Annotated in this window: 12 protein-coding genes; 1 reads left to right on the top strand and 11 read right to left on the bottom strand. The window is 38.9% G+C overall.

Annotated elements, in window-relative coordinates:
• Positions 1 to 2 precede the first annotated feature (2 nt).
• From ACTXGH_RS09225 to ACTXGH_RS09270, 10 genes are all read right to left on the bottom strand, one after another.
• Positions 3 to 3,170 (bottom strand): site-specific DNA-methyltransferase, encoded by a 3,168-nt coding sequence (locus tag ACTXGH_RS09225; protein WP_439296861.1) that lies wholly within the window; start codon positions 3,168 to 3,170, stop codon positions 3 to 5.
• Between the two features lie 188 nt (positions 3,171 to 3,358).
• Positions 3,359 to 6,211: an SNF2-related protein gene (locus tag ACTXGH_RS09230; protein ID WP_439296860.1), complete on the bottom strand. Its 2,853-nt coding sequence runs from the start codon at positions 6,209 to 6,211 to the stop codon at positions 3,359 to 3,361.
• Positions 6,212 to 6,247: 36 nt separating this feature from the next.
• Entirely contained in the window at positions 6,248 to 7,945 is a 1,698-nt protein-coding gene (locus tag ACTXGH_RS09235) for a DUF262 domain-containing protein (RefSeq protein ID WP_439296858.1), read from the bottom strand.
• A 684-nt stretch (positions 7,946 to 8,629) separates the two neighbouring features.
• Entirely contained in the window at positions 8,630 to 8,881 is a 252-nt protein-coding gene (locus ACTXGH_RS09240; protein WP_439296856.1) for a helix-turn-helix transcriptional regulator, read from the bottom strand.
• Between the two features lie 182 nt (positions 8,882 to 9,063).
• Positions 9,064 to 9,522, bottom strand: coding sequence for a hypothetical protein (locus tag ACTXGH_RS09245; protein ID WP_439296855.1), 459 nt, complete (start codon positions 9,520 to 9,522; stop codon positions 9,064 to 9,066).
• 186 nt (positions 9,523 to 9,708) lie between these two features.
• Positions 9,709 to 10,620 carry a recombination directionality factor gene (locus ACTXGH_RS09250; protein WP_439296854.1) on the bottom strand — a complete coding sequence of 304 codons (912 nt, stop codon included), beginning with the start codon at positions 10,618 to 10,620 and terminating at the stop codon, positions 9,709 to 9,711.
• A gap of 107 nt (positions 10,621 to 10,727) precedes the next feature.
• On the bottom strand, positions 10,728 to 11,831 hold the full coding sequence (locus ACTXGH_RS09255) for a YqaJ viral recombinase family nuclease (RefSeq protein WP_439296853.1): 1,104 nt from the start codon (positions 11,829 to 11,831) through the stop codon (positions 10,728 to 10,730).
• 108 nt (positions 11,832 to 11,939) lie between these two features.
• Positions 11,940 to 12,932, bottom strand: coding sequence for a DUF932 domain-containing protein (locus ACTXGH_RS09260; RefSeq protein WP_439296851.1), 993 nt, complete (start codon positions 12,930 to 12,932; stop codon positions 11,940 to 11,942).
• A 49-nt stretch (positions 12,933 to 12,981) separates the two neighbouring features.
• Positions 12,982 to 13,272 carry a hypothetical protein gene (locus ACTXGH_RS09265; RefSeq protein WP_439296849.1) on the bottom strand — a complete coding sequence of 97 codons (291 nt, stop codon included), beginning with the start codon at positions 13,270 to 13,272 and terminating at the stop codon, positions 12,982 to 12,984.
• Between the two features lie 138 nt (positions 13,273 to 13,410).
• Positions 13,411 to 14,313, bottom strand: coding sequence for a YagK/YfjJ domain-containing protein (locus ACTXGH_RS09270; protein WP_439296847.1), 903 nt, complete (start codon positions 14,311 to 14,313; stop codon positions 13,411 to 13,413).
• Between the two features lie 439 nt (positions 14,314 to 14,752).
• Here ACTXGH_RS09270 and ACTXGH_RS09275 point away from each other — a divergent pair, with 439 nt between their 5' ends.
• The gene (locus ACTXGH_RS09275) at positions 14,753 to 16,330 is read left to right on the top strand and encodes a hypothetical protein (RefSeq protein WP_443561734.1); all 1,578 of its coding nucleotides are present in this window, start codon (positions 14,753 to 14,755) and stop codon (positions 16,328 to 16,330) included.
• 390 nt (positions 16,331 to 16,720) lie between these two features.
• On the opposite strand, the gene ACTXGH_RS09280 is transcribed toward ACTXGH_RS09275, so the two are convergent.
• Positions 16,721 to 17,080, bottom strand: a complete 360-nt coding sequence (locus tag ACTXGH_RS09280; RefSeq protein ID WP_439260982.1) for a hypothetical protein — start codon at positions 17,078 to 17,080, stop codon at positions 16,721 to 16,723.
• Positions 17,081 to 17,509: the final 429 nt, after the last annotated feature.

The raw sequence follows: 17,509 nt of genomic DNA on the forward strand, positions 1-17,509 counted from the left end.
ACTTACTCTGCAAACATGCGCTCAAGGAATACCTGCTCTATTGAGCGGACTTTTAGTTGTCTCTCACTACCATCAGTACTGGTAAGCTTGGTGTTGATGTTATGATCACCATTGACATATATCTGCTGATACTCGCTATCTAAAGCATTGATACGCAGCTTTTTCAGTGTCTTGTCCAGCTCATCATAACCAATCTGTTCACAGTCACGCCAAAACACGGTAACTAGCTCACCTGTGCGCAAGTGCCCATCTACCTGTACAAATCCTCGATCTAGCTGATAGTCTATATTTCTAACCTTTAACCCTATGAGATAATTAAAGGTATCGATAAGATCGACGTTTTGTACTGTATAAGCGCCAGCGCTGTCTGCCGTTATCTTGAGCTGATAATCAAAAGGATTGGCAAAATCAGCCACGTTAAGTAGCGAGTCTTTGCTCTCAATATTGAGCATGTAGTGCATTAGATAGTCGTCTTGCTGAGCAGATGTCAAGTCAGCAAACAAATCATTTTGAGCAGGACTACGTTTAAGCTCAAGGTTGTTCAAAGTATCCTCGTAGCTTTCAAGCTTGACGATTTTTAGACAATGGCTAATTCCATTGCAAGGATTAGTACTATTATTTTTATTACTATCTTTTGATATAGTAGGTACGCCACTCCTCCATTCTTCACTATAGACTATTTTTTGGATTCTAGGTTTGAGTGTCGTGTGAAAATGTTCACCTTGCTCTACTAGGATATATCTAATTTGCTTAGAATATAATCGATAAAGATCAATTAATGAATGTGCAGTAGTACCTGAGCCGGCAAAAAAGTCTAATACTGTAGAACCCGAATCTATAACATTATGTAAGACGTTATATAATGAAGTGGGATGAGAGTAGGGAAAACTTAGATTTAGTGGATCCAAAACCTTTTTTCCACTAGTAGCGTCCTGGATTATTGAAGAAATTTGCTTTTTTGAATCATAATTTATATACACTTTCTTTTGAGGTTGAGTAGTGTGATCTTTCCCCCAAAGTATCTGATTATTATCAATCAGATCTTGTAATGTCTCTGGGGTTCTAGACCAACCATTTGGCGGTACAGGGCATTCCATTCCAGTCACCGGATGTACTAAAGGTATATGGAATTTAGGGTCTTTCCTGTATTCAGGTGCGCCCATTGCTACGCCACGAAAAACTCTTCCATCATCTTCTATCAATTTGTAAGCTTTATCTCCCCCAGAAAAATCTTTCTGTTTAGATACCCAGCTTGAGAAAGACTTCTGTACTTCTTGATCTACCTTGCCATTATTTCCGTCTATTAATAACTTAGCTTTATCAAGTGCTGTGTAAACGTTAGGGTTATTTATCATAATAGGATTATCTTCACTAGCACAACAAATAACATATTCGTGCTGTGTAGCCACACCTTTTCTACCTAACATAGGGTTCTGCTTATCCCAAACAATGGTGCCTGCACTATTATAGCCAACATCACTTATAACTTTAAATAAACTCTCATATTCATTCTCATCTATATGGCATTGGAGAAAACTATTAGCACTTACTAGATCTTTGGTTAAAGAAAGATTTTGGTTCATAAATGTTAACCAAGACGAATGACGGTAATTATTTTTATATAGAAAACCACTTGTTTCTGTGTTGTATGGCGGATCAATATGTACACAATCAATCTTTTTGCTATATTTTTCTTGAATTAAACTTAATGCCTGGAAATTATCACTATGAATAATCAAACCATCTGTTTGCTCATCCAAATCATCAATGCTATTTAACAGCTTGGCTTTAAAGCCTAACTCAAACAAACTAGTATCCACCATTAGATACGGATGTTCCTCTAGATATTGGCTGCTACCCCAATATGGTAGGCTATCATCAGCTACCTTAAACCCTAGGCTTTCCCATTGCTGCCACTGAATCTCATTATCAGCAATTTCGCTATACAGCGCTTCGTCAACACGGTCAAGCGTAATGCAATAATGGCTCGATACCACGAACTTCTTTTTAAGCCATAGCTTCTTTTGAAAGTTTTCTAGCGACGCTAAAAACTCAATCAACTCACGACCGATCTTGCGTAAGCACTTGATCAGCGCAAGCTGGCGCTCGATCTCTATAAAGCCTGAACTATTAACCACATCATCTAAATGCATGACTTCGTTTTTGATATAGAAGTCCAGCTCATTATTTAAGAATTTACCCAAGTCTTTATGAATGAAATAGTCAGCAGTATTCTTTTGCGTATAAGTATCTAGATGCTTACGGAGTAAGTCACGATCAGACTGTTTTTCGGTTGGCTCTGGGTGCTTGAGTAAGGTTGCCCATGCTGTTGTAACTTTAGTATTGTCTAAGATGTCATCATGCGCTTGTAGATTAAGCTTGTCTTGCTTGGCTTTGCTGTCCATGACTGCGTATTCAAACCATACCGTCAGCTCATCGCCAGCATCATTAAGTTCTATAGGATGTACGATTTCCTCATATTCTTCGCCTTCTTCATCGGTACGAGTTAACGTCTTTGGCTTAGAGAGAATAACGAAGCGACGACTTTTGTCATTGTCTTTTTGATTGTCCTTTGCCGTATCAGCAGATAACAAACGAAATAAGACAGACTTATCAGGCTCACCTATCGAGTTAAAGCGAATACGGTAATTGCTAAACATCTCACCTGACTTGGTATAGTACTGGTCTTTATTCGCCCAATGCAGCATCACCTCTTCACCAGAATAAGGGATAGCATAGGTATCGCCTTTGTAGCGACGCTGACTGATAAAATCACCCTCATCATAATAGCGACTAAAGAAGGTGTACAAATGGCTAAACACTTGCGCTTGATCAAAGCTGCTATCAGCATGATCGCGTAGCTCTTGGTACTGTTGTCCAAGTGAGCTTTCGATAGCGGTTTCGTTGACTAAGTTACCTGCCTCATCGAACGCACGCTTACCAAACTCGTCCTTAATTTGATTAGTAATGCTTTCAAGCTGACTGTCATGAACATCGCTTTTGGCGTCCTTCAGATACGTCTCTACTTTGGCTTTGAGACGATTATCTAGATAATCACTGATTTCGTTACGACGAGCATTCAAGATACGATAAATACCAAAATCTAGATCAGGACGATCAATTTGAAAGATGTTTTTTAGTTTTTGATTAAGATTGGCATATTGGCTCATGGTGAGTCCTTCGACAGGGTTTTTATAGCAGCACTTTGTCATAGACTTATGACAAAACGAGCTAGGCCAGTCTCAATTAATGAAACCAAACCTAGCTCTAAAAGAGTGAAAAAATTAACCTACTAATTTACCATATTGGTGCTGCAATGGACAGGTAAAACATCATTGAGCTTATCATAGCTATAGAATCAATGCAGCTGCCAGCGAATATGATAAAGCGTTTCAAACTGGCTTTTTTTATGCATCATCTGCTCTAAGTTTTCAATTAATGTATCGCGTCTTTCCTCGATTTCATCAGTTACATCAAAAATATTTTGACGGAGTTTGCGTTGTTCACGTTCTGCCTTTTTGAGTTGTTCCTGCTTTTGCTTTTGCTCATCGATGGTGCTGGCTTGGCGAGCTTCTCGTTTTAAGCTACGTATTTTAAGTTTGATATCGTCAAGTGCTGATTCAGCCGATGCCATATGGTCATCTGCCCAACTTTCGATCTTTTCTTGCTCACGTTTGAAAAACACCTGATTACTATCAAGCGCCTCACTCAGTTTGTTTTTATGCTGAAACTCGATTGTATCGGTGAATAGTTTCGGAATAGCTATCGTTATTTTATCTTCAATCACTACTCCTTCTAAACGTAAAATACGCTCACAGATATCAGCATCTAAGACAGTATTATTATCATTCATTCCTGTCAGTATTAAATGCTCTTCTTTTGCAAATGAGTCTAGTGATAATAAGCTAAGCGACAACCATCCTGACTGCCCTACTAATGGCTCAAGGCTTGATACTTTTTTATCATAATTGCTGTAATCAAAGTTTATCTGCGCAGTCTCAGTGGGTAGGTGCTTTGCCTTATTTAGTACATACTCACCAAGTGGATGCGTGAGACGATATATGTAGGTATTATCAGGTACAGATTCGCCCTTTCTGATCAGTTGATAGCTACCAACCTTAATATCTACTGTAGGCGACTTATGTAGCGTAAAACTTAACTGATTAGAATGAAATTCGGCATAAGAGGATAGCAGTGCTCGGCTAATCGCCCAAAAGAAATTACTGATACGATCAAGCTGCTCTTCAGCACGCTGCTTATGAATCTTGAGCAACTCGTGGATATCAGCATCAAAATGCTTTAATAGCAGGTCTCGAGTTTGTAGCATTTTTTGATTGATTTGAGCCTCAAGCTCAGACTGTAGTTTATTAAAGCTTTCTTGAATCTCCTGATTTGTACGGCACTTATCGTAAATCTCTAAAATACGTTTCTCAAAATCAATACCACTTTCTATCGATCCTAGTATTTCGTTCGAGGCTCCAAACACCCCTTCAAACAGATCAAACTTTTCACTAAGTAGCTCCATCACTCTTTGATCAGCTGCATTACGCTCGTTGACAAAGTTGACTACAACCACATCAAAAGCTTGGCCATAGCGATGACAGCGACCAATACGCTGCTCGACTCTTTGTGGATTCCAAGGTAAATCATAGTTAACCACTAAAGAGCAGAATTGTAAGTTGACACCCTCAGCAGCGGCTTCGGTAGCAATCATGATTTCAGCGTCATCTCTGAAATAATCAATGAGCGCTGTACGTCTATCTATTGACGATGAGCCAGTAACTCTGTCGCTACCTACGTGTTTAGCTAACCATCTATGATAGATACCAGTATTGACTGGGCTATTATTACTACCATTAAAAGCGACTACCTTGCCATTAAACCCATGAGACTGCAAAAACTCTACAAGATAGGTTTGCGTGCGACGTGACTCAGTGAATATCACAGCCTTCTTTGGCGCCCCCATTTCAAACATACGGGCAAACCCACGCTCCAACGCCGTTAACAGCGCGTGGGACTTACGGTCTTCATCAATTTCATGAGCTAAAGCAAGATACTGATCGACCTCTTTAATTTCAGATTTAAGTAAATCTGCATCAACGCCGCGAGTTTCATATTCGCTATACTCGTCCTCGTCCTCTTCGATAAGCTCTTCGTCTATATCTTCATCAGCTATAAAATGCTCTATCCATTCTGCATCAATGGTTTGATTATTTAAAAGAGCCTGAAGACGATTACGAATCGACTCTAATGTTGCGATAACAGCAGAAGTAGAAGACGCTAGTAGTTTACGTAAAACAATCGTGATTAGGTGTCGTTGCTGTACAGGAAAGGCATAGCTAAACTCTCTTTGTAAGTAGCTATTTATTTGATCGTACAAACGCTGTTCTACATCGCTAGGTGTAAATGGTACCGTCAAAGCATGGCGTCTTGTATATGGAATATATTCCAAAACATCCTTACGTAACGTACGATGGATAAACTGATCCAATCGGCGCTTAAGGGCTGGCAAGTTATCTTCGTTAACATATTGACGGCGGAACGCTTTATCATCACCAAATAGGTGCTCATCAATGATAGTACTAAGACCATATAGCTCCATCAATGAGTTTTGTAGTGGCGTTGCTGTCAGGAGTAGTTTATTGCGAGCAACTAAAGATTTTTTAAAGCTATTGCCTGTTTTGTTGCTAGGACGATGGGCATTACGCAGCCGATGCGCCTCATCAATTACAACCATATCCCAAGGTATTTTAGCCAGCTCATGTTCCATTCTGGTCGCAAATGGATAGGATATAACGGTGATCTTTTTATTTTCAAAAGGATTATAAACACCTTCTTGACGTAATTTTTTCCAAGTAAACGAATCTAGTACTTGTACAGGTAAGTTAAATTTATCTTGTAATTCTAATGCCCACTGCTTTCGTAATGATGCTGGACAGATTACTAGCAAGTTCCTTCTATACTCTGCCCAGTATTGGCATAGTACTAATGCTGCTTCGATAGTTTTACCTAAACCTACTTCGTCGGCTAAGACAACACCTCGACTTAAAGGGTTACTCAACGCAAATAATGCCGCTTCAATCTGGTGTGGGTTTACGTCAACCTGAGCATCGAATAGCGACTGCGCAATACGTGCGTCGTCGGAGCTACTACGCTGCTTAGTAATTTCCCAAGCAAAATATTTTAATTGGTGGTTGGTTACCTTATTCATAGTTCAAATCTTATTATTAGTCGCAACATAGAGTTTTTATGCGTCAATCTTCAATCGCCAGTTATCAGCTAGAATGTCCATAAGCTCTATTTGACGTTTAGGCAAATCGTCTGGCTTCCACTGAGCATAGCCAATGACTTGTGTAGTGAGTGCATACGAAGAAACTCCTTTTCGACCTAAAAAGTAAGCATTTTTCTTTTTATCAAAATCGAAGTTTCTAGCACTTGAATTGCGTCTCTTATTTAAGGGTACTAAGTTAGCTAATCTATGTACCCATATTTTTCTTTCTTCTGCTACAGGCCACCATTGGGCCCATTCACTTTCCTTGTCTACTGTCTGGGGTAAAACGTGCTCAATAGTTAAGATAGTAGGATCATAAGTTGCTCCTCCATCTGATATAAATGCATCTAATCGCAATATTAAGTAGTTTCTTCTTCTTGATGTTAGATCATAAATATCACTATCAAGCACCTTAATCATTTTATGCTTTTCATCATCTGTTAATTCCACCTCGTTTATAGGATTAGTAAGAGAATGATCGTTTTCAAGTGCACTAAGCACCTTGTTATAACGTTCGATGCGTTGGTTTATGTTATAGGCACAAATATGCATAAATGCTGCCAGTCGCTCTAATCTTTCAAAAAACCAAGCCATGTACTCAGGCTTAGCTTTATTATTCTTTATAAATTTGATTGCTGTTGGCACCCAATCAGAGTTATCAATTCTATTTAACCATTTTAAATACCTGTTGACTTCTTCGGCATGGGCTACCGCTACATAATCACTATTTTTTGCAATCAACAATGCTTCTGCATAAGGCTCTAAGACTGCTGAAATTAGATCTTCAGGACTAATACCTTTACTTAGTACGTGTTCTCTAAACTCTTCTAGCAACGAACGTTTTGCCTTCTCTTTAGCATGAATCATACGAATATAAGAAAACAAATCATTGAAACGACTCCGTCCAAGCTCGACCTCCATCTCTTCCCAACGTTCATTATATTTTTCTCTTTGGGCCTCTAATTCAACCATGCCAATCGTATCGGCCTTAATGATATCAGTTGGCTGCAAGTCTAACCCTCGGCTATTCATTACTGAGAATATTCTAAAGGCTGATTTTTGATTAGGGGTTGATACCGCTACTAAATAACACTTTCGAAGCAGGAAAGCTGTAAAACTCTCAATTTGCTCTACATCATCACCAAACTTTTCAGAAACGTACTTATCTAGAAGCTGACTATTGCGTTTGATATTTAGACGTGATTCATTCTCAAACGCTTTTTCGTCCATTGCGAAAAGTTCGTCAAACTTTAGGCCTTGAACGTAAGATGCAAAAAAATCTCGATCTCGACTGCGAACAGTTAATCGTGGCTTACTCTCTAATCCTTCAAATTTATTCCCTGGCTCTAGTATGTATTGCAGTAGTGCCTTCCTATCATCACCCTGTAGTTTATTTGATAACACAGCTAGTAGGATTGTTAAAGTGGTCAATCTTTGCTGACCATCAATTACTTCAGAATGAGGCTTATTTTCCTCCTTAATTAGAACAATACTACCAAGAAAATACTCCTCATCAGGTTCATATTGATAGAAACTATGTAAATCTTCAAATAACTCGGATGCCTGATCTATCGTCCATGCATATGGTCTTTGATAAGGTGGAATAACGTATTCAAAATCTGAGCTAAATATTTTTGATAAAGGGTAGTCCGCACCGCTAAGGTTTTTGCTCATTCGTAAACTCTCTATTAAAGATTAACTTATACATGATTATTGTTTTGTGATTATATTATTCGAAGTAGTCTACCATACGAGCTTGAAATATCCTTCTAAGGATATACTTTTGTCTGATCTATTTAACAGCTCACGATCCTTGATATTGCCCTACTTTCAAACGTATAAGCTGTAACCTGTCAGATAGCCTGCTACGCTTAGATATAGCCATTCATCGTCATCCTATTAAATCTATATGCATGAAAATGGAGACGACCCCTTACAGCGCCCTACTAGCGGCTGCTTTTGATCAAGATAGTGATAAATGATTATTAATAAGATAAATATTTTTATCACCTCTCTAGAGAGACCCTTAAGCCCTTGTTTTATATATGTTTAATAGTGAAAAATAGTCTTTGAAGAACCTTTGAATAGTCTTTTAGCCTGTTTAAATAGTCTTTTATTCAAAAGACTATCTGCATATTTCTGTTAATGCCAAATACTATCCTACACAACTTTTCCCTAACAATATTTTGTGCATGAAATAGCCTTTTAATTGCAATAAGACTTTGATTATAAACACAAAGTTTCTGATGTCTTTTCTTCTGCCTAAAGTATATTACTTAGTGTATTAGATTAAGAAACCTCTCATAATACAAAAAAAATAAACTGCCCTACTTGTAAAGTTAGGGCAGTCGGATAAATCTATACTGAACGTTCTGCAATCTTTGTATTAATCCATTCTGCAATCTCGCTTGCTACCCACACCACCCTTACCTGTGTCAGTTGCACCTTCTTAGGGAATGTTGGGTCGTAACGATCAGATTGTTCATTAACCATCTCATAAATCGTAGAACGACTAAGACCAGTATAGCTACCAACATCTTTAATACTCAATAGTTGTGGTATGTGATTACATTGCTCGATTACTGGCTGTGCTGTGTTTGAATTTTCCATGCTTATCTCCTAATTGCTGTATGGGAACATCTGTTCTCATACAGTCAGGGAGTCCTGTATTTTTTTATGAGACTTATATCGTCCGACGGACCTTATCCATTAAGCAATAAAAAGGAGCTGAATAATCAGCTCCTTTTTTGTGTCAAAAATACTTTTAATAATAAGTTTCATACATGACTATCTTAAATATTTAGAGCTTTTCTAAGCCTTTTGTTTGTGTGACATCTAGCCCGTTTATAAACGTATTCTTCAGTGATATATACAATAACTTCATCTTTAAAGTGATACATGCTAATAGAACTTTGTTTGTCTACTCCTGATGGCGTACTCTTAGCTGAATCAGATAGGCTCGTACGCAGGCTTTCAATTTGAAGGTAGATGGCATTAAATTCATAGTCTTCTAAAGCATCCACCAGTGAGCCAACATATTCTACGACCATGAGATCGTAGACCTTGCCGCAAAATCCTTCTGTTTGGAACTTATAGCAAATATCGTCCCATATACTTTTAAGATGTTTCGTTGTTACCGTACCTTCACCAAAGCTCTGTAAATAACGTTCAGTCTGATTGGTAATTCTTGTAGATATTTTCTTAGACAGTTGTACTGAAGTACTTAAAGCTATTATCTTTTCTAAATCCATTTTAGCTACCCTTACGTTAAACAGTGATAATCCGTTTTTAATATGCCATTATGAAAAACTAGCACATTTTAAGACGTAACCTAGGCAATAAGCCACTAAAAATAAACCGATAAGAAGTAAAAAAAGCGATTTTAGATCGCTTGTTTTGACCAAACTGACTTACGCAGCATATCTTCCTCAGTTTCCTTAGCTCACCGCTGTTACGCTTTGCCGTAGCCCTTGCTCAATGCTAGTCACGTTATGAGTGGCTAACCCGTTCTGATAATTCCCCTGCTGACTACTGCTAACGTCATCTGTCTCCATGGGATAAAATTCTTCAGCCACGTCTAACAAACCATCGTTATCAATTTCAAAGGATGAATTGACGTAACCCTGTTTTGCAGCCTGTTCTAGCGCGGCTTGATCAAAACCGTGTTCGCTAAGCTCCGCATCAATTGCCTGTGCATCTTGCACTGCTTGCTTTAGTGTCACACCATCACGCAACGTTAAATCAACAAAGTAAATCGGCGTACGATAGCTTTGCGTGGTGCTTTTACCTCTTAGCGTTAATTGCAGGGGTAAACACGACAGCTTACTGCCTGACACCGCAGCAAAGTAGCTCAGCCGTGCGGCAAGCGTGCGAATACTATTAAAGCCTGTGGTGCGAAAGATAAACGTACCTAACTCATCATCTTCACTGAGATTAACGTACAAGCGACCATATGGCTTACAAGCACCGCCTTGTGCTAATGGGCAACGATCTGGTGATGGGCAAGACAGTTGCTCAACGCCATTATTGGTGCGACGTTGACACTGCTCACCATCACCTACGCATAATGGACGACCTGTTTGTCTATCGAACAGCGTGTACTCTGCTCGCAGGTTTAGCTCAGGATCATTAAACAGCATGCGTACGGGAATCTGTCTGAGCTTACCGTCATTCTTTTCGCGTAGCTTTGCATCAAGTGGGTGGTTGATCCAGCCATCCTTATTCTGCACTTGGCTGGTGATAGTGAATTGATCGTCTTTAGCAGGCAGACGCTTGCCGTCTTTTTGAATGACACGTCCAATACTGATACGACCTAGAACTGGCGGGGTTATTGTTAGACCTTTAATCATGGTGATATTCCTTATAGGTTTAATAAAATGTGTTTAGCCATAAAAAAGCCCACCAATTAGGGTGGGCATTTATGCGCTTGTTTTGGTTAAATGTAGTAGGTTTCGGCTTAGTCGTTTAAGATAACGAAGCGGCGACTACCATGCTTAGTTTTACTAAATTTGGCTAACAGCTCAGGATGCGCTTTAATAACGGCCTTGCTATCAAGACCGACACTGTCTTTCGAGCGCTTCCATGAAATAGCCCCTTTATCAAACACGGCAACTTCATTATCAGCAATCAGCGTTTGCAGCTGATGCTTCACTTGGTCATGACGTTCTTCTAACTCCTGCATATAGTCACGGTAGCTCAGTAATTGCTCAAACAGTTTGTTAGCGCCATCATCATCCGTTAGATCAACCTTGCTTGAGGGTTTATGCGTTGGATAAAGCTGTTTTAATGCCCGAGCAGCAGATTCTGAGTGGTCAGGGGTTGGTGGTGTGTCTGTTTCCACGTACTGCCAGAACAGGCTCTCATGCTCCATGATAGATTCGATTAAACGCTCGTCACGCTCAACCTTATAAATCTTAGTTTCATGTCCACACAGCAGCACACAGATATGCGCAGCTTGTTTGCCAGTGACCGCCAATTGATGCTGTACTTGGCACGTCACATACAACGGCACGCCATGCTTCCATAGCTTGGCTCCGTGTTCACCAGCGGTCTTACACTCTAGAATCTGTACCTCGTCATTACCAGTGATGGCATAGTCTAGGTTAGCGAGCATAAAGTGCTTGTCAGAATCAGGGTGCTGCAAGATGGCATTGACGCGACGCACCTTGTTTCCAATATACTCTTGGTAGTATTTAGCCACCATCGGCTCTAAGGTATTGCCCCAATAGAGTGGTGAATATCCTTCAATGTTCTCATCGATATTCGATGTCATACGTCCTGTCTTGATCATCCATAGTTCAAGCATTGATAAATACGGATGAATACCACAAGCGGCTGCGGCATCAGAGCTGCCAATGCCTTGCTTACGAATGGCTAACCAGTCTTCATGACTTAAATCTTTGGTGTTGACCAAGCGCTTAGCAGTCTTTGAAGTATTAGATTGGGTAGGTTTATCAGCAGTATCGGTTTGCTTCGTTTTCACTACTGCTGGTTTAAGCCTAACGGTGGCACGTTTGGCCTGTCTTAGCTGAGTCGTGCTGTTTAGTGCAATCATGTTCATAACGAACTCCTTCGATAAATTGATTATTGGTATTAATGAAATAAGCGGCATAAAAAACCACGCTCGAAGGCGTGGTTGATTGTATTTTCAGACTTTAAACGTGGCTGGTTAAGCCAGCATCAGTAGCGATTCCTCTAAGCCTTTTTGTTTGAGCTTAGCGCCAGAGCCAAACCAAGCACCGTCTAATCGATGGTCTTTCGACATTGCTCTGCGTTCGTGATCCACGTATTCAGTGATACTACATAGCAAGCCGTAAGCGGTATCTTTAGCGGCATCAAGATCGGCTCCGCGACCTTGACCGTTAAACATGTTCATCACCTGATTCATGGCGCGAGCGTTTGGCACGGCATCTTTCTCTTTCTTAGCACTGTTAAACAGAATGAGGTCATTGTCCTGATCGTTGAAAACTCGGCTGAGATAATTGGCTGCTTCTGCTTGGGTCACACGTCGCTCTGATAACTGCTTCATCTCGTAGCTGTGCTCATCCCACTGTTTGACTGAAACGCCTAGTTGCTGCTTGACCTTGTCCGCATCAAACGAGGTGCTATGCGGTACTTTCACTACGCCACCACTTCCGTTAGCTAAGCTAATAGCAAGCGTGTTATTACAGACCACACGGATCGATGTGAACTGCGCCGTAGTCGCTAGCGTGCCATCGCAAGCGGTTGCCAGTAACAAGTAGCCATTACTGACATCCTTACCCTTAAGCGTTGCTGACTGGCCTGTACGAGCCAACGCCCATAGCTTACGACCACCCTTTAATACCCCAGCAGTCTCAAGCTCAAAGTCAGACTGCTCGGTAAGATCACGGTAGAATTCTAGAATCTCACGAGGTTGGACTTCTTGATAGCGCTGACTGACCACCGATAACGGCTCGAAGTTATCGCTACGGTATAAAACCTTCTGTTCAGCAAAGGGCAGAATCAGATTGTGCCCTTTGTCATTATTAGCCATGTAGCTGACGTCTGATGATTCTATACGCCAATCCATACCCGCTTGCTTTGCCCAGACCTCGATAGGCTGCTTAGGTGCAAGCTCATTACCTAAGCCATGCCAAGGGGTTTCACCAACGTATGCCATTGATTCGATTAAATGTGCCATGAGAATATTCCTTTTAGATTTGATTAGAATTATGGGTTAGATAGATAGGTTAAATAGTGAAAATTCTTGAGCAGATATTGCAGGTATAACTGGGCCTTTCTGCTAGGGTGATCAAAGGTGGCTGTTGTAGCTTGTCTTTAGCCAAGCTGATCGCAGAAGCCAGTGCCGTACCTACTACCACACCGATAGCTGAATTGATTTTGTAATACCTACAGACGCTTACACCAAGACCTGATAGGGCAGATTGTGAGCACAGTTGCTCGAAGATATTAAAGGGACTATCAGTATCCGTATTGCTCGTCACCCTTGATGAGTGACAGTAAGGACAGATCGTTTGCATATAAGCTCCTTAAATTAAGCGCACAAAAAAGGCCTGCGATTAAGCAGACCTTTGATTAGGATAGATTGGGGTTAATAGACAGGTAGCTAGGCTTCCTGTCTTATCTCATGATGATACTGTATATCTGAGATTATTTTGCTATTTAGGTAGGCCTCTACGTTTGGCAGTCTCATAGATACCATGAGTGAAAGTTTTCATTTTACGAAGCTTCACCCTTAAATGTTGATTCTCTTTATCAGGCTGTGTCAAATACAAAGAAGCATTAATAGCATTTTGCACATCTTTCGGGTTACGACGATGAATCATGCCAACACCTAACCTGCCAAGAGCTTCCTGCTTTTTTTTATACTGCAGTTTATTACAGTTGTAGTAACTGCCAAGACCACCAGTAACACTCTGCCATTTTTCTCCAACTAGCTGTCCTATATGAGTATCTTTACAGCGTTTAGAACCATCAAACATCAGTAATAAGTGAACATGATAACCACGGTCATGACCTTGTTCTAAAGCAATTACATTGCCCTCTAATTCTTCAAAACAGCTTTCTGTTTTACCAATAAGCTCTCTAAGTTTTTTTAAGTGTTCATAAAAGGTCTCGATAGACACCAGATGAATGGTATCTTTTGAATACCCTAAATCCACACGTACAATTAACAATCTTGAGTAATGATTCAACATCTGACTCATGTAAATGTCTAATTTTTTTGTATTAACTTTTTCTTGCTCAATTACTTTAATATTGTTTTTTAAAATATTACTTTTATAAGCGTACAAATTATCAATGAAGTTCCTAGTATTATAATAACCCCACCTTATTTTTTTTGAATGATTACTAGATACTACTCTATTGGCGCTATCTATAAAAGCAGTAATGGTTGGGAAATAATCCAAGCTAGAATCATAATCGGCTACCAGCGGTAGGTATAACGCTGAGAGTTGCACACTAACGTTGCTAATATTAATATTATTGGATAGAACATCTGTAACTAGTTTATCGACGTTACAGATAAGTTGAGATTGGCTAGTAACTGGACATGACATGATTGCGATCCTATAAGGTGATTTTCTCATAGGGTCAGGTTGATCAGTATTTTTATAATGTTAGTGCTGAGAGATCAACTCTCAGCATCAAGGTAAGTAACTACTAGATTATATATAATATAGATAACCCACTAAGGATGAGCTGCCGTAGTGCAGCTTTCTGTAGGCGAGCTCTGGAAATTATTGTGACAGGTAGCAGTAGATTATAGGGTTTTACAGGCAAATGCTTGAAGTGGAGTTAGCATATTGAGGCATAATAATAAATTGTAAAACTTAATAGCCTACGATCTATATTTTGCGTTAGACTATCTGCAAATAAGGTGACGTTTTAATGACGTTCTAATGACGTTTTAATAGTGTTTTTATCACGATTTAATGATACAGAAAACCAGTACCATCTTGGTATTTAATAGCAATTTTGAAAGATTTATGGAGAGTTATGGTGACTGGAGATGCTAATCAGAATCTAAATAATCGGCAAAGTATAGCCACAAAAAACGATGAATATATCGAAAAAAAGATTAACAACCTGAGTATTTATAATGCCTATTGGTGTCTTTTTGAATTAAGATCGCAACATAAAATACCTTCAGCATATATCTTAAAAGATGATAGTCTGAGCAAAAATCGAATTATTATAATCCTCAAACAGTCTAAATGTACTCCAAAAAAATTAGATAATTTCTTACAGACAAGCGCAATGAATAGCATACCCTTGTCTTATGTTCGATGGTTTTATGAAGATGCTAGAGCGGCATTATGGCTAAATATGGTCTTGAAGAAACTAAATATAATAAGCAATCATATAAGTATAGAGTCTGATATTGAAATTTTCGCTCATGATCTTATTTTTAATGAGAAATTAATGTTTGCAGCAGGAAATTTCCATAGGGCACCAGATAGTTATAATGAATCTCTAATAGCTCGTAAAAAAGAAGCTTTGGATATTCTGAAAAACATTTATATTAATAGCTCAGTGGGATATAAAAAGACGAAATGGATAGATCATAGTAATCCAGTTAATATTAATCATTTATATAAATATATGCAAAAGCTCCACGATCTTGATCACTTAAAATCTAATAAAAATAACAAAAAAAATAATATCAAATTAAAATCGGATGTCGATAAAAGTGGTTATAAACCAGCTCTAATATGTATAGATACTATTAGGTTCAAAGAAACAGATACGGCTAGCAGACTGCACCATATGCTAGCTTCGCTGGACTATTGGGTATTCAACCCAGATAATCCTATAGCAGAAGAATTGAAAGTTGCTAATAGAGCTACGTTTATAGATAACATGTATGATGTCTGGTTATCAAAAACTAGTCGCGTTCGTAATAAGAAAATTAAAGAGGAAGGCTTAAGGCTTACACGCAAAAACCAAAAAACTCTAAAGATTATTGCTAATAGACAGGGGAAAACACAGGGGCAAATGCTCAATGATATTATAGAAAACTATGATCAAACCTTTTTCTCCCAAGTACCCAAAAGTACTAGAGAAACTATTACCGATTACTCAATGATTGAATACGCAAAGCCTTATACTGACTCTTTTGATACGGAGCAAAGCCTGAGAGCCGAGAAATTCAACCCTGAGCCTTTCTTAGCAGGTGTTGATAATACAGAGGCTAGAGAGTCAGACTGTAAGAATGAGATGTCAGAATCAACTCCGAATATTGAAGACTCTGTTTGCACTGATAATGCTGAGTCAATCGCAAATACTCAACAGAACCAATCTGATGATAAGACTGTGAATTTGGATAACGTTGACGATACTGCTACTACCACTGACAACTTGACAGATGAGGCGATCAATCAGCATGAAGATATTATTCTACCTGCAAACATCTCTACGATGGAAACCAATGATCTGACAACGAAACTACAGGCTATTGACAGTAATTTAGCTTCAGCTAAGACTCTTCACAACATTGATGATAAAATGGCTGATGATGATCCTTTTTTGATAAATGCTGAACTGATAAGACAAAAGACTGGGAAACATGTATAAACTAAGTAGCAGTTCAGTCCTGGTAAGAAATTATGAGATTTATATTACGAAATTAATATAAAGTTGAAAAGCAAATCTTAAGTATACTCACAAGTGTACCGAATCGAATATGTAAAAAATATTCTTTATATATCAAATACTTAATACCATGTAACTGTTCCGGCTCCGGGTACCATTACATAGTTCTATACTATCTTATAGAATAACTAAAGCCCCTGATATCAGGGGCTTTGTTGTATCTGGTGTTCTATACTGTCCTGCTCTATCTATCCTAATCCGTGCATTGGTGTACATTACCTACATATAAATACACAGTAAACCGATGCGATAAATAGCTAGCGGTCTTACTTTTAATAAAGACAATAGACAAAGCTATATATCATTCAGTTGTTACTGTAGCCCTTCCGCTGCTGTTTTATCTAAGTTCGAGTTATTTTCGTTTACAGTAGCCGTATCATCAGCCTTTTGCTCATTTTCCACGCTGTCTACACCAGAATAGTAGGCTGTACCCCCCGCGTCATCATCTGTACTGTCTGCACTTTCTGTACCTTCTGCTTCAGTTGTAGGAGTACTAACACTAGTTTCAGTATCGCTATCTGTCTGAACTGGCGTCATTTCGCTAGACTCTGTATTATTAGTATCGGCCTTTTCCTCTGTTTCATTACTACAAGCGCTCAGTCCGATAAGACTTACTAATACTGCCACCCATAGCTTATTTTGAAAGGTTCTATTCAATACTGAATTTTTCATTTTAATGTTCCTTATTATAATACCCATCAATTTAAGGTAAGTACTATCTTATATATCATTTAAATATTATCTGCTATTACTAACCAATCATTTTTGTTTGTTTTCATTAATCGTTTAACAAAAACCACTAGGTGTGCTTATTGAGTTTTTACTCGCCCTAAATGATCTTGCAACTTATATAGTTATCTTTATTAAGTAGAAAAAATAAACCGCCCGACTCATGGAGTTAAGGCAGTTGCATACGCTTGTTGAGCACTTATTACTTTTAGTAACAATCGAATCTGCAATCTCACTCGCTACTATTGTTCATTAAGCTTAATTACACTGGCAGCATTTTTCGCACATATTGCACTTTTCACAAGTTGATGGACTGGTACATCCACATTTTTCACAACTGCAAGTAGTGTTGTAATGAATAGAAGGAGCTGA

It is taken from the genome of Psychrobacter sp. 1Y10 (genome assembly GCF_052259005.1).
Classification (GTDB): Bacteria; Pseudomonadota; Gammaproteobacteria; order Pseudomonadales; family Moraxellaceae; genus Psychrobacter; species Psychrobacter saeujeotis.

Bases quoted from the DNA above. Each gene is read 5' to 3' on its own strand.
- ACTXGH_RS09225 (WP_439296861.1), bottom strand. From the start codon at position 3,170: ATGAGCCAATATGCCAATCTTAATCAAAAACTAAAAAACATCTTTCAA.
- ACTXGH_RS09230 (WP_439296860.1), bottom strand. From the start codon at position 6,211: ATGAATAAGGTAACCAACCACCAATTAAAATATTTTGCTTGGGAAATT.
- ACTXGH_RS09235 (WP_439296858.1), bottom strand. From the start codon at position 7,945: ATGAGCAAAAACCTTAGCGGTGCGGACTACCCTTTATCAAAAATATTT.
- ACTXGH_RS09240 (WP_439296856.1), bottom strand. From the start codon at position 8,881: ATGGAAAATTCAAACACAGCACAGCCAGTAATCGAGCAATGTAATCAC.
- ACTXGH_RS09245 (WP_439296855.1), bottom strand. From the start codon at position 9,522: ATGGATTTAGAAAAGATAATAGCTTTAAGTACTTCAGTACAACTGTCT.
- ACTXGH_RS09250 (WP_439296854.1), bottom strand. From the start codon at position 10,620: ATGATTAAAGGTCTAACAATAACCCCGCCAGTTCTAGGTCGTATCAGT.
- ACTXGH_RS09255 (WP_439296853.1), bottom strand. From the start codon at position 11,831: ATGAACATGATTGCACTAAACAGCACGACTCAGCTAAGACAGGCCAAA.
- ACTXGH_RS09260 (WP_439296851.1), bottom strand. From the start codon at position 12,932: ATGGCACATTTAATCGAATCAATGGCATACGTTGGTGAAACCCCTTGG.
- ACTXGH_RS09265 (WP_439296849.1), bottom strand. From the start codon at position 13,272: ATGCAAACGATCTGTCCTTACTGTCACTCATCAAGGGTGACGAGCAAT.
- ACTXGH_RS09270 (WP_439296847.1), bottom strand. From the start codon at position 14,313: ATGTCATGTCCAGTTACTAGCCAATCTCAACTTATCTGTAACGTCGAT.
- ACTXGH_RS09275 (WP_443561734.1), top strand. From the start codon at position 14,753: ATGGTGACTGGAGATGCTAATCAGAATCTAAATAATCGGCAAAGTATA.
- ACTXGH_RS09280 (WP_439260982.1), bottom strand. From the start codon at position 17,080: ATGAAAAATTCAGTATTGAATAGAACCTTTCAAAATAAGCTATGGGTG.